This window comes from Dokdonia sp. 4H-3-7-5, assembly GCF_000212355.1.
Classification (GTDB): Bacteria; Bacteroidota; Bacteroidia; order Flavobacteriales; family Flavobacteriaceae; genus Dokdonia.
Genome location: NC_015496.1, coordinates 772794 through 787191 on the forward strand (window position 1 = coordinate 772794; position 14398 = coordinate 787191).

A 14398-nucleotide genomic window follows, 5' to 3' on the forward strand; every position below is an offset into this window, starting at 1 on the left:
ATAATTATGGTAGATCAATTAGTTTCAGTACAGTGGCTTGAGAAACATCTTAGTGATGACAATATGGTATTACTAGATGCAAGCGCTCATTTTAATACTGCTTCAAACATCCGTGGAGCGCAACACTTTGATATTAAAAACACTTTTAGCGACACAAAAAGTGCTTTTCCTAACACATTCCCTCAACCTGCACAGTTTGAAAAAGAATGCCAAACCTTAGGCATAGATAGTGACAGTCATATTATCATATATGATGACAAAGGGATTTTTACCAGTCCGCGCGTGTGGTGGATGTTTAAAACAATGGGACATCACAATGTATCTGTATTAGACGGTGGTCTCCCAGAATGGATAGGAAACAATTCTCTAGTTACAACTATTGTCCAAGTAAAAAGAACCACTGGTAATTTTAAAGCTCACCTTGATGAGTCTGCTATTAAGAGCTACACACAAGTAGTTCAAAATACCAATAGCGGAGACTGCCAACTCATTGATGCTCGATCTAGTGGTAGATTTAATGGAACTGATCCAGAACCTAGGACACATATACAAAGCGGCCACATTAAAAACTCATTAAACTTACCATATACAGAAGTTTTAGATAGCGGAAAGTTTAAGTCTAAGGAAGAATTAAAACTCATTTTTAATAATCTTAATCTTGCAGACACGCCAATTATTTTTAGCTGCGGTTCTGGAATTACTGCTTGTATCATTTTATTTGCTTGGGCCTTAATTTCAGATAGAAAGTGTAGTGTCTATGATGGCTCATGGACAGAATGGGCAGAAAAACAAGAACTATTTGTTTAATATCACTGTAGTACATATCGCATTATGAACAGAAGAAAATTTATAAATAAATCTGCAGTTGCGGGAGCTGGGATTGCTACAGGCGCAAGTTTGATGGCATGCAATGACCTAAGCACAAGCACTGGTGATGTGGATAATACCGCTTTCGCGAAAGCGCAAAAAGAAAACATCAAAAAACCATCTCCCATTGCCATTTGTACATGGGGCTTTTCTGGAGCTACAGCAAAAGCTGGCGAACTCCTAGATGGCGGCAGCTCTGCACTCGATGCAATTATAGCAGGTGTCGCTGTAGAAGAAGAAAATATAGAAAATACCACCGTAGGAATAGGAGCCACTCCAGACAGAGAGGGTAATGTAACGCTAGATGCCTGCGTGATGAATCCAGAAGGAGATTGCGGAGCTGTGCTTGCTGTTGAAAATATAGTAAATGTGGCTGCATTAGCTCGTAAGGTTATGGAGGAAACGCCACACGTCATCTTAGCAGGAAAAGGCGCCGAAGAATTTGCTTATGAGCAGGGATTTACTAAACAAAAACTTCTCACAGAAGAACGCAAAGAAGCTTGGAAAGAGTGGTTGAAAACAAGTGATTACAAACCGGAAATTAACATAGAGAATCACGATACCATCGGGATGCTTGCTATAGATAACAATGGTGATATTGCAGGTGCTTGCACTACGTCTGGATTAGGCTATAAAATGAAAGGGCGCGTAGGAGATTCTCCCATTATAGGATCTGGACTTTTTATAGATAATGAAGTAGGTGGTGCTGTAGCCACAGGAATGGGAGAAGAAGTACTCAAGACAGTTGGCAGTTTTTTAATTGTAGAGTTAATGCGTTCTGGAATGTCACCACAAGCTGCTTGTGAGGAAGCAATCCATAGAATTACAAAGAAGGGAGCTCGTTATAAGGATTTCCAAATCGCCTACATCGCTATGAATAAATCTGGTGAGACTGGAAGTCATTGTATTCATAAGGGATTTACAATGATGAAGTATCAAAATAAAAAAAATGAAAATATTTCATCTTCTTTTTACGACACAAAAAATAGCTAGTTCATCACACATATTTGTCACATGAAATAGACACGATACCTATTTGCATCGTTAAAATACACAAAAGACGCTATTTTACTAAGATTTAGTTAATTGTAAAATCTGAAATACGCTTTTTTAAACACTGAATTTCAATCAATTAAACACCAACATCATCTCAGAATTAAATAATACACAATATTCTATTTAAAGATTTGTTATATATTTGCGCAAGCCGGTAAGGCAAAAAATATTTAAGACTGTTGTAATTGACTTTAAATAATCAATTATGATTTGGGGTGAAAGCCAAGCATTCTTGCTTGGCTTTCTTTATGCCCAAAAGTCAAGGATTGGCTTTCACAACAAATCATATTGGGGTCGCGAGTAGACAAGCTCTAATGCTAGCACTATTTAAAAACGAGCGGTTTTACATATTTCTCATTCTTGCTTGGCTTTCTTTATGCCCAAAAGTCAAGGATTGGCTTTCACAACAAATCATATTGGGGTCGCGAGTAGATAAGTTTTAATGCTAGCACTATTTTAAAACGAGCGGTTTCATGTATTTCTCATTCTTGCTTGGCTTTTACTGTGATCAAGGTTAAGTTCTAATATCCGATACGTTCATTTTTTTCATTGACAAAAAAACGAACCAAAAAAGTCTAGACTTAATCAAACTTTACTAAAAATTTCTTTCGTTGCGGCGCAAACTAAAAGTCATCGCCGATTATGTCTTTCTAAGCTTATATTGAAAATATGTCTATTGTAAAATATTGAGGAGGCTATCGCTAGTTTGCTCAACCCTCCACTTACTTCATTTTTTACGTAAAATTCGCTTAGGTCATTTAAAATGATTGTGAACTAAAATGTTTATTTTTAAAAAATTATGGATTCAATTGTAGTTTTAAAAACAATAGTTTTCATTCCATTAATTGAGTCCTTTTCAAAGAAGTCGTTCATTTTTTTCATTGACAAAAAAAACGAACCAAAAAAGTCTAGACTTAACCGAACTTTACTAAAAATTTCCGTCGTTGCGGTGCAAACTAAAGCCATTGAAGAATTAGTCATATTCGTCTAAATTAGAAATATGACTAATAAAAAATAATTGTGAGGCTATCGCTAGTTTGCTCAACCCTTCACTTACTTCATTATTTTACGTAAAACTTGCTTAGGTCATATGTTTGGCGCCACTATTTATCAACACCGCTGCTATATCTAAGTACATCTTCTTACATTTGAGTTTTAGCCGTCATACGCTTTCGCGAAAGCGTAATTCAAAACAACTTCACGTGACCAATACCACAGAGAATACCCAGAAGAGATTATTTCTACTAGATGCATATGCTCTCATTTTTAGAGGATATTATGCGCTTATAAAAAACCCACGTATCACAAGCTCCGGAATGGATGTAAGTGCAATTATGGGATTTACTAATAGTCTTTTTGACGTTATAAAGAGAGAACGTCCAGATCATCTTGCGGTGGCTTTTGACAAAGGTGGAAGCTCTGCACGTGTGGAGGCTTTTGAAGATTACAAGGCAAACCGTGATGAAACTCCAGAGGCAATACGTATTGCGATTCCTCATATCCAAGAGATTCTTAGGGCTATGCACATACCTATCATAGAACGTCAAGGTGTAGAAGCAGATGACCTCATAGGAACCCTATCTAAGCAAGCCGAAAAGGAAGGTTTTAAGGTGTATATGGTCACTCCAGATAAAGATTATGCACAGCTGGTATCTGAAAATATCTTTATGTATAAGCCTGCCCGAATGGGTAATGGTATAGAAATCTGGGGTATACCAGAGGTGCAAAAACGTTTTGAAGTTGAACGTCCGGAGCAAGTTATTGATTACTTAGGCATGATGGGTGATGCTTCAGATAACATTCCTGGACTTCCAGGAGTGGGCGATAAAACCGCAAAGAAATTTATAGCTGCATACGGATCTATGGAAGGCTTACTGGCAAATACAGATAAGCTCAAGGGTAAGATGAAAGAGAAGGTTATAGAAAATGCCGAATTAGGCTTACTTTCTAAAAAACTTGCGACCATCATGCTAGATTGCGACGTGACTTTTAATGCAAAAGATTACGAACTTTCTGAACCAGATGCTGAGGCAGTGGGAAAAAAGTTTGAGGAGCTTGAGTTCCGCCGAATGAAAGATCAATTTATCAAAATATTTTCTGGAGAAGCAGATCAAGGTACACAAGTTTCTTCTACGCCTACAGCAAAGAAAGCGGTGGCTTCAAATGCTGGTGCTGGTCAGTTTTCATTATTTGGTGGTGATAGCGGAGCGACTGCAGCCGCAGTTTCTGATGCGTCAACTCGCAAAACAATAAAAGACACGCAGCATTTTTATCAAAAAGTTGATAGTCCGCTTGCGCGAAAATTATTCATACAAAACCTCAACAAGCAGTCTTCTGTATGTTTTGACACTGAAACTACAGGTCTCGATCCGCTCGTTGCAGAACTAGTAGGAATTGCTTTTTCATGGGAAGCAGGAAAAGGATATTACATACCCTTTCCAGAAAGTAAGGAAGAAGCACAGGCACTTATAGAAGAGTTGAGACCTTTCTTTGAAAACACAGCGATTGAAAAGATAGGACAGAATTTAAAATACGATATCAAAGTACTTGCGAAGTATAACGTAAAGGTAAAAGGGAAACTTTTTGATACCATGCTCGCTCATTATCTCATCAACCCAGATATGCGTCACAATATGGACGTACTCGCAGAAACCTATCTTAACTACACACCTGTATCTATCACAGAACTTATAGGAAAGAAAGGAAAGAACCAGAAGTCTATGCGCGATGTTTCTGTAGATGACCAAACAGAATATGCGGTAGAGGATGCAGATATTACATTACAACTTAAACAACATTTTGAAAAAGAGCTAGACGAGGCTGGTACTCGTAAGTTATTTGACGATATTGAAATTCCGCTATTACGTGTGCTAGCGGCTATGGAAGTGGAAGGAATCAATCTTGATGTATCTTTCTTGCAAAGCCTTTCTGGAGATCTCAATGCAGATATAGAGCGTCTTACATCAGAAATTTTCGCGGAAGCGGGAGAAGAATTTAATATAGGCTCTCCTAAGCAGTTAGGTGAGATTCTATTTGACAAAATGAAACTTGTCGACAAACCTAAAAAGACAAAAACAGGTCAATACTCTACTGCCGAAGATGTACTCTCGTACCTTGCAAAGGATCACGACATTATCCAAAAAGTACTAGACTATCGCGGCTTGTCAAAATTAAAATCCACCTATGTAGACGCGCTTCCAGAGCAAGTAGCTCAAGATGGACGCGTCCATACAGATTACATGCAAACGGTTGCAGCTACGGGACGTTTGAGCTCAAACAATCCTAACTTACAGAATATTCCAATTCGTACAGAACGCGGTCGCCAAGTGCGTAAGGCTTTTGTACCAAGAGATGAAAATCACACCCTACTTGCTGCCGATTATTCTCAAATAGAACTGCGCATTATTGCCGCGTTAAGTGAGGAAGAAAACATGATCCAAGCATTTACAGATGGAGAAGACATTCACGCTAGTACAGCTGCCAAAGTTTTTAATGTGCCGCTAGAAGAGGTTACTCGAGAGCAACGTAGTAATGCTAAGACGGTAAACTTTGGGATTATATACGGAGTGTCTGCCTTTGGACTTTCTAACCAGACAGATTTATCGCGTGGCGAGGCAAAAGAGCTAATAGACAATTATTACAAATCATACCCAAAACTACGTAACTACATGAGCGAGCTTGTTGAGTTTGCGAGAGAAAATGGTTATGTAAAAACAGTATTAGATCGTCGTCGTTACCTTAACGGTATTAACTCCAGCAACGGAGTTGTGCGAGGCGCAGCCGAGCGAAATGCAGTCAATGCTCCTATACAAGGAAGCGCTGCAGATATTATTAAAATCGCGATGATTAATATTTTTGAGAAGCTAGAAAATAGCGACTATAAAACAAAGATGCTTCTTCAAGTGCATGATGAACTTGTTTTTGATGTTCCTAATGACGAACTAGATGCCATTAAAGAGCTAATCAAGACAGAAATGGAAAGTGCCTTTAAGATGGCTGTACCCCTTGATGTTGAGGTAGGGTTAGGTCAGAATTGGTTAGAGGCGCATTAAACCAAACTCTTTACAATAAAGAAAGCCCGAACATCTTACGATGTTTGGGCTTTCTTATGTTTGCTATTTTACATTCTATAAGTTACTCTCTCACGTATGTAGATATTGCCATTGTATCATCAAAACCTCCCGAGGGTGCATTATTTAATAAGTCTCTAGTAAGTGTTTCTTCAAATCTCAATGTATCCCTATCTTCAGAGAGCAGTCCTACAATACTATTATTAATAGTTACTGTTCTCTCGTTCTGAACATACGACGGAGGATTTACATAGTTGACTACTACTAGGCATATAAATTCGTTTAAATGACCATTGCCATCATCATCTACACATGTAGTAATAGGATAAGGTGGTATCACCGTGTTATCTAAACTAAAAGTAATTTGTTGCGGACTCAAAACTGCTCCGTTTTCTTCCAATAAGTTAGTAGAAAAAATACCATCATTATTTAAATCTAATGGTACCGTAAGATCGTAAGATATTTGCTTGTACACACCTCCCTTAATGCTGTCTTTCTTATTCACATCATCATTACCGCAGCTTGAAATGCTAAGAGTTACGATGCAAAAAATAATAATCCGTTTCATAATAAAATTTACGCTATCAAATATATAGCGTTCTATCGTTACATTATTAAGTAACTAGAAAAAAAATTAACATTTTTCACTAAAACATTAACAGATAGAAGATATTTGACATTAAAGCACTAATTAAATTTTTCAACGCCTAGATACGTATAAATGAGTACTTCCTTTTTTATGCTTTCGCGAAAGCGTAACCCTTAATAAAAACCACATTCTTATTATTAGCATGTGGTTTTTTAGTTTTTTAAAATTTCAATTTCCCAAAACTTAAATATCACACGATATTAAGGTTAACAACTTATCGATATGCTTTATAGATTACTACTATCTGATTAGTTCGTTCACCAGCGGTTGCACTAAGAAAACGATCTACATCTAGTGTAAATCCATCTGAATTAAAACTATCTAAAGAAGCTCTAATAAAGCCTTGTTGTGTAGTGCCACTTGATCCACCACTTGTACCATCATCAGAAAGTGGCGATCCATTATTATTAACAAAATAAGCTGCTATACAATAATCTTCTGACGCATATGTCCCTATATTATTAATACTTGAACCACTAAAGGCATTAGAAATCACTTGTTGATCTATTGCACCAGTACCGCCATTTATAGCATAACCCGTAGTCATTCCTCCAGCCATTCTAATATCGTTTGAATTATTTGCACCAGATCTAGCTGTACCTTCATCAAAACCTTGGACTCTATTTATTGCTGTAAACTCAACAGAGCTAGGCTCAAAGCCTATTCCCGTTACATCAATTGTTCCAGAGCCATCTATAAGAATTTTACCGAAACGCACTGGACTTTGATTAGCTTGCGCTACTTGATTCCACTGGCCGTCTTGCCAGTAATAAAATCCTTTTGAAGTTAATGTCCCAGCTCCTGTATTGTATACCATCGTACCCTCTACAAGAGTAGGCCCATTAGGATTTATTACTGTTGTAACATCTGATATAGAACTTAAATCTACTCGCGGAATCAAAAGACCACTATTATTACTTGTTATATCTAGAGCAGCATAGGGTGACACTGTCCCTACACCTACTTGAGCATAAGTATTTGTAACCAGTAAACTAACAATCAATAAAACTAAAGGGGTGAATTTCATAAATGTTCTTTTGATGCTAAACTATACGTTTATACACTTATAGAAATTTTTATTAAGAAATTCTTAAACTTAAAAAACCAAGAACTCGACGTAAGGTGTTATCAAGCAGACAAAAGACAGTTACAACACAAATCGATACGTCCATTTAACTAAAAACGTATTTCTAATTTGCTGCCCTAGCACTTGACTATCAAAAGCATCTGTAAGACTTTCTCTAGAAGATGCGCCTCCTTCTATTCCTTGTGACCACACTAAAAACACTTCTGACCCCGGAATATACTCCCACCTTGCAACAAGATTAGAGCGAAACTGCACGAAGTTAAAATCAGGATTTCCAAAACTATAATCTGTAGTACCATCCACATCTTCATCTACTGCATAGCCACCGTCTACCTCACTTATTTGGTTCTGATTAAATAGTGTAACTCGCTCATTGAGGTTTTCATTATCACTATCTGCTACAAAATTGAAATTAGTATAAGTTCCTTTAGCAATAAATGGCTGTGCATAATACTGTATGGTAAAATTAGGATTGATATTATAATTAACGCGCAAGGTTGCGCTCAAGGTTTCCTGCTCAATCTCCCCAGTTATATATCTCGTCCCAAAAGTAGCAGGCGCATACGATTGCTGTGATACGTATTGTGTTTTATTTGGGTTCATCTCATATTCTGTAGAAAGAGATAAACTCAATGCATCAAGTGGCTGGTAGTTGAGACGTAACTCATACCTATTTAAAGAAAAGTTATCTTGTTTTGCTTGAGAATTTACATAAACAGCAATAGCACTTAACTTCTTACGTTGATCTGTCCCCACGGCTGCAAAGTAAAAGTTCTCTTCATTAAATCTCCAGCGTGGTCCACCACGCAAGAAGGAGTTAATAAATATGCGAGGTTTATGAGCGCCTCCTACTTCAGTAAACCAATTGTTTTTCCAGTTAATTTCTGCCCTACCTTCATACTGTATACGGTTAAAATTTCCATCAAAATCATATTGTGTTGTTTGCTCAACACCTACATTAGCTTGTCTATACCAGGAAGTTGAGTTATTCCAGAAGCGTCTTACGCTTGCAAACTGTACAATTCTATCTGCGCGACGCAAGAAGCCTATATCATTAAGCTCTAATCCTGGAGACCTCCAGTTACCTCCTAGCTCATATCGCCACTTGCCACTTCCTCTACCTATAGCAAGATTACCACCAGTACCAGACAGACTCGTTGCGTCTGGATCAACTTCTAGATGCTCTGCATCTACTCGCTGAAATAAGTGCGTAAGCGATGTCTGTGTATTTAAAATAGCTTGAGGATCTCCGTTTACACGGCTTATAATACCACGCCCTTCTATATAATACTTACGATCTTTCCAGTTGTGTCTAAAATCGATACCGCCAGTGTAGGCTTGCGTATGTAAAAAGTCTAGGCTACGCTCCATATCTCTGTGAGTAGTAGTAAATATCCCGCCTACAAAAGAGTTGCGGTCATTAAAATCTTTTTGAACACGACCTACAAAGTAATTAGTGAGTGGCTCTACCAGCTCCTTACGCTTTTCACCCAGAAGCCCATCTAGATCAAGAGGGTCTGTAATCTCTTCTCGATTGTCTAGTTCAATCTCGGCAAATTCTTTTCCTGTTACACTTTCTAGCACGCCTATAGTCCAGCCATCTTTCGTTTTACCACTAAACTTTGCTGCTCCTAATATGGTAGTATTAGTAGGAAAGTCTTCATACTCTCCTTTTGAGGCATCAAAGGTGGTTCCTCCTTGTGGAGTGCGCCCTATACGTCTAGGAAAAAATACGTTATCTGCACCACCACCCACTCTAAAGTCAAAGACACTCTTATTTTCTACAAAGAAAGGGCGACGCTCTTCAAAAAATATTTCAAACCCGTCTAATGCAATAGCGCCAGGATCTGCATCTACTTGTCCAAAATCTGGATTTACCGTAAGATCGAGAGTAAGATCATTTGTTATTCCAATCTTAGCATCTAGACCTACATTCCCTCCAAAATCATCTCCATCTCTAAAAGGATTACCCACTTCTTCCTCAAAAGTGTCATACTGCCCCAGCACAAAGGGTTGAATCTCTAATTGCTTTTGTGGCTTAATTCCTTTGATACCTCGTAGCTCTCCAAATTCGCTCACCCATCCTGGAGGATTGGCAGGAAGTGGCTGCCAGGTAGAACGCTCTTCATTTGCAAAGTAGCGCCTTGTAGATTGTATACCCCAAGTTTGAATCTCTTCTGCACTAAAGCGTAGCTGACTCAAAGGTATACGCATTTCTGCAGTCCAGCCCTCCTCATTTTCTCCTGTGGCTAGATACCAGATAGGATTCCAGCTACTATCAAAATTGCCGTTATTTGACACAAACTCATCGCCTTTTACTCCTGAGGCAGAGGCAGTAAAAGAAAAAGCAGTACGATCGTCATTATAACTGTCTATATTAATCTCTACCCAATCACCTGGAAAATCATCTCGACGCCCTAGTCTTCTTTCTATTTTAGATTTATCACTTTCGAGACAATGGAAAGCTATATAAAGATTTTTACCATCATAAGTAATTTTCATTTTTGTTTGCTGGGTAGGTTCAGTACCTACATCTGGCTGAAATTCTACATATCCAGAAGACCATGCTACGTCATTCCAGGCTGCATCAGAGAGGTCTCCATCTATATCTGGAGCCTCTCCTTTTACAGCAATTGTGTTGTATACTTTCTTGGGGATGTTAAGCTCAGTAGCTTCTGTTTGGGCTACTAAGCTTAGGGAACTTAGAAAAAGGAGCGCGATTACTGCTCCGAGTTGATTGATAGTAAGTAACATTGGTTTGGTTTTGATTGATTTACTAGAAAGACTCTATAGCGCTGTAAATGTGACAGCAACAAATAATCTTTATGATTATCTTAACATTTAGAATGAAGATATACGCTTTCGCGAAAGCGTGAAAAATCAAAGATTAAGAGCATTTTTGGGACTACCTTATAATACTTATTTGACCAAGAAAAAGAACAATACAAAATATAGTCAGACAGACGTTTGTGAGATAAATAAATTTATGTACTTTTGCAAACCCGTTTTTAGGCGGGAAATGGAATGTTTAATTAAAATTAATTAGTGTGGACGCATTAAGTTACAAAACAGTATCTGCAAACAAAGCTACCGTAAACAAGGAGTGGGTTTTGATAGATGCAGACGGACAAACGCTAGGTCGTATGTCTTCTATCGTAGCTAAGTTTTTACGCGGTAAGTACAAACCGAGCTTTACACCTCACGTAGATTGTGGAGATAACGTTGTTATCATAAACGCTGCAAAGGTGCAATTATCAGGAAACAAGTGGACGGAAAAATCATATATCCGTCACACAGGTTATCCAGGTGGGCAACGTAGTCTTACAGCTAGAGAGCTTTACGATAAAGATCCTACACGTGTAGTAGAAGCTGCCGTGAAAGGGATGTTACCAAAAAACAAATTGGGGAGTGCTATCTTCCGTAACCTTAAAGTGTATGCAGGAGCAGAGCACGATCAGGAAGCGCAGAAGCCTCGTGCCATTAACCTAAACGAAATTAAGTAAATGGAGACTTTACACAAAATCGGTCGTCGTAAGACCGCAGTAGCTCGTGTTTACCTTTCTGAAGGAAAAGGAAACATCACTATTAACAAAAAAGAACTGAACAACTACTTCCCTACAGGAACACTTCAGTACAAAGTAAACCAACCACTTGTTATGACTAACAATGAGGGTAACTTTGATATTAAAGTAAACGTTTATGGTGGTGGTATTACTGGTCAAGCTGAGGCTATCAGACTTGCTCTTTCTAGAGCAATGTGTGAGCTAGACGAAGAAAATCGTCTTATCCTTAAGCCAGAAGGACTTCTTACTCGTGACCCAAGAATGGTGGAACGTAAGAAATTTGGTCAGAAGAAAGCACGTAAGAAATTCCAATTCTCTAAGCGTTAATATTTCGCTTTGCTCTCAAGTGGTTTTATTACTACAGAGAGACTATTGGAAACTGATTACTATCAAAATTTAAAATTAATTGAAATGTTGTCGTTGCTTATTATGTTTTCGCGAAAGCGAAGTCTAATAAGGTTAGTTTAGCATCTAAACTTCGTGAACTCGGAGTTGCTAATTTTAATGTCCAACGGAACGTAAACTATTACAAAAATGGCAAACAACATCGAAATAAAAGAATTGCTTGATGCAGGTGTACACTTTGGACACCTCACAAGAAGATGGGATCCAAACATGGCACCGTATATCTATATGGAGCGCAATGGGATACACATCATCAATCTTTACAAAACTGCAGCAAAGATAGAAGAGACTTGCGAGGCTCTTCAAAAGATTGCTGCTTCAGGTAGAAAAATACTCTTTGTAGCTACCAAAAAACAAGCTAAAGATATCGTAGCTGAAAAAGCACGTAACGCAAACATGCCGTACATCACAGAAAGATGGCCTGGTGGAATGCTTACTAACTTTGTTACAATACGTAAGGCTGTTAAGAAAATGCAGACAATCGACCAGATGAAAAAAGACGGTCGTTTTGATACACTTTCTAAGAAAGAAAAACTACAGATGAACCGTCTTCGTGAGAAGCTTGACAAAAACCTTGGTTCTATTTCAGATATGACTCGTCTTCCAGGCGCTCTATTTGTAGTAGATATCAAGAGAGAGCACATCGCGATTAAAGAAGCTCAAAAATTAAACATTCCAATTTTTGCAATGGTAGATACTAACTCTGATCCAAGAGAAGTAGATTATCTTATCCCTGCAAATGATGATGCTTCTAAATCTATAGACAAAATCGTAGGTTTCGTTTCTGAAGCTGTTAGTGCTGGACTTGCAGATCGCAAAGCTGGTAAAGACGCAGCAAAAGAAGGTGATGATTCTCCAAAGGCTGAAAAGAAAGCTAAAAAAGCAGATGCTCCAAAGGCAGAAGCAAAAGCTCCTAAAGCTGAGGCTGCAAAAGCACCTGTAGCGGCTAGCGAAGAAGAAGAATAATAACTATTTGATAATACTTAAGAGTCGTCTACTTCTTTTCTTTGTTGAAAACGAATAGACGACTTTTTTCAATTTTAAAACCTTATATATCATGGCAAACATTACCGCCGCAGACGTAAAGAAATTAAGAGAAGCTACTGGAGCTGGAATGATGGACTGTAAAAAAGCCCTAGTTGAAGCCGAAGGTAACTTTGATGATGCAATCACTGTACTTCGTAAAAAAGGACAGAAAGTTGCAGAAAAGAGAGCAGATAGAGATTCTTCTGAAGGTGTAGTTATTGCAAAGATCAATGCAGATAACACACGCGGAGTTGTTGTATCACTTAACTGTGAGACTGACTTTGTAACAAAGAACGATTCTTTTATCGAGCTAGCTACAAAAATGGGAGATATCGCATTAAGCGTAAACTCTAAAGAAGAAATGCTTGCTGCAGATTTTGACGGAATGACTGTTAAAGAAAAGCTTATCGAGCAAACTGGTGTCATAGGTGAGAAAATCGAAATAGGAGGTTATGAGACATTAGAAGCTCCTTTTGTAGGTTCTTATGTACACGGTAACAAAATAGGTGCCTTAGTAGGTCTTAGCGCTGCCACAGATAATGCTGAGGAGGTTGCAAAGAGCGTTTCTATGCAAGTTGCATCTATGGGAGCAAACACGCTTTCTTACAAAGATTTTGACGCTGCATTTGTAGCATCAGAAACTGATGCACGTATTGCTGCTATCGAAAAGGACAATATTGAACTAGGTCGTCTTGGGAAAACTCTTAAAAACGTACCTCAATATATCTCTATGTCACAACTTACTGAAGAAGTAATGGCACAGGCAGAAGCAGATATTAAAGAACAATTAAAAGCTGAAGGTAAGCCAGAAAAAATCTGGGATAACATTGTACCTGGTAAAGTAGCTCGTTTTGTTGCAGACAACACGACTCTTGATCACGAGCAAGCGTTACTTGACCAACGTTTTATTATGGATGAAAGCCAGAACGTAGCAGAATTTGTTGCTTCAAAAGGTGATGCATCTGTAGTAGCTTTTAAAAGAGTTTCTCTAGCATAATTGCTTTACAAACTTTATTGATATTAAAAACGCCTCCATATGGAGGCGTTTTTTGTTTAGAATTATTCTACCGAAAGATGTTCTCGATACACCTCTCTTAAAACAATAGTATTTTCCTCTAACTCAGAAACATCTAGAATAAACTTATTTTTTGTGCTAAACAAGAGCTTTAAAAGATCATTTTTAGAAAGTGAAGATAACCTTTCCAAAGTCCAGATTTTATCATCATATTTAACCATATTCTCGGATCTTAGCCGAAATACTGTGGTACTATCATAAGCAAACTGGTAGTCAAAATTTTTAAAATCTTTAAATACTAATTTCAATGGAAGATTTAATTGAGACTTATCTTTATAATTCTCCAGTTCAAAATTATAATTCCATTTCCTATTATTAGGTAACGAATCTCTAGAGATTGACATTCCCTCAATACTCTCGTCAAAATAAAAAATGGCTATTTCGTTTTTATTGTAAGTGGATAAAAAGTCTTTAGACTCACAAGAACTCATTAACAATATTATCACTATAAATTTATAGATTCTCATTCTGAACAATTATTTGTAAAACCACTTGTCCCCACTGTTACCCCGTACAGCGTGAAATTCTGATATTGAGGTGTATTTTCTATAGGAGTTATTCGCACCCACCCATCCGACCATTTTTATACTCGTTAACATT

The 14398-nt window shown here is 37.8% G+C and carries 11 protein-coding genes; 7 read left to right on the top strand and 4 right to left on the bottom strand.

Translation table 11 applies throughout. The features are described from left to right. The first annotated feature begins 6 nt into the window (after positions 1-6). The 3 genes from KRODI_RS03385 (at position 7) to polA (ending at position 5975) form a co-directional block, all read left to right on the top strand. A complete protein-coding gene (locus KRODI_RS03385; protein ID WP_013750169.1) occupies positions 7-807 on the top strand; it encodes a sulfurtransferase in 801 nt (266 codons plus the stop codon). Between the two features lie 24 nt (positions 808-831). After that, positions 832-1860, top strand: a complete 1029-nt coding sequence (locus tag KRODI_RS03390; RefSeq protein WP_013750170.1) for an isoaspartyl peptidase/L-asparaginase family protein — start codon at positions 832-834, stop codon at positions 1858-1860. A 1265-nt stretch (positions 1861-3125) separates the two neighbouring features. Continuing rightward, positions 3126-5975: a DNA polymerase I gene (gene polA / locus KRODI_RS03405; protein WP_013750172.1), complete on the top strand. Its 2850-nt coding sequence runs from the start codon at positions 3126-3128 to the stop codon at positions 5973-5975. An 82-nt stretch (positions 5976-6057) separates the two neighbouring features. On the opposite strand, the gene KRODI_RS03410 is transcribed toward polA, so the two are convergent. From KRODI_RS03410 to KRODI_RS03420, 3 genes are all read right to left on the bottom strand, one after another. After that, positions 6058-6561, bottom strand: coding sequence for a hypothetical protein (locus KRODI_RS03410; RefSeq protein ID WP_013750173.1), 504 nt, complete (start codon positions 6559-6561; stop codon positions 6058-6060). Positions 6562-6856: 295 nt separating this feature from the next. After that, positions 6857-7669, bottom strand: a complete 813-nt coding sequence (locus tag KRODI_RS03415; RefSeq protein ID WP_013750174.1) for a hypothetical protein — start codon at positions 7667-7669, stop codon at positions 6857-6859. Between the two features lie 120 nt (positions 7670-7789). Beyond that, positions 7790-10483, bottom strand: a complete 2694-nt coding sequence (locus KRODI_RS03420; protein ID WP_013750175.1) for a DUF5916 domain-containing protein — start codon at positions 10481-10483, stop codon at positions 7790-7792. 293 nt (positions 10484-10776) lie between these two features. On the opposite strand from KRODI_RS03420, the gene rplM reads away from it, so the two are divergent. The 4 genes from rplM (at position 10777) to tsf (ending at position 13720) form a co-directional block, all read left to right on the top strand. After that, entirely contained in the window at positions 10777-11232 is a 456-nt protein-coding gene (gene rplM / locus KRODI_RS03425) for a 50S ribosomal protein L13 (protein ID WP_013750176.1), read from the top strand. Further along, positions 11233-11619, top strand: a complete 387-nt coding sequence (gene rpsI, locus KRODI_RS03430) for a 30S ribosomal protein S9 (protein ID WP_013750177.1) — start codon at positions 11233-11235, stop codon at positions 11617-11619. A gap of 207 nt (positions 11620-11826) precedes the next feature. Continuing rightward, entirely contained in the window at positions 11827-12663 is an 837-nt protein-coding gene (gene rpsB / locus KRODI_RS03435) for a 30S ribosomal protein S2 (protein ID WP_013750178.1), read from the top strand. 91 nt (positions 12664-12754) lie between these two features. After that, positions 12755-13720, top strand: a complete 966-nt coding sequence (gene tsf, locus KRODI_RS03440; protein WP_013750179.1) for a translation elongation factor Ts — start codon at positions 12755-12757, stop codon at positions 13718-13720. A gap of 62 nt (positions 13721-13782) precedes the next feature. Here tsf and KRODI_RS03445 read toward each other — a convergent pair whose 3' ends face one another. Continuing rightward, a complete protein-coding gene (locus tag KRODI_RS03445) occupies positions 13783-14265 on the bottom strand; it encodes a hypothetical protein (RefSeq protein WP_013750180.1) in 483 nt (160 codons plus the stop codon). Between the last annotated feature and the right edge of the window lie 133 nt (positions 14266-14398).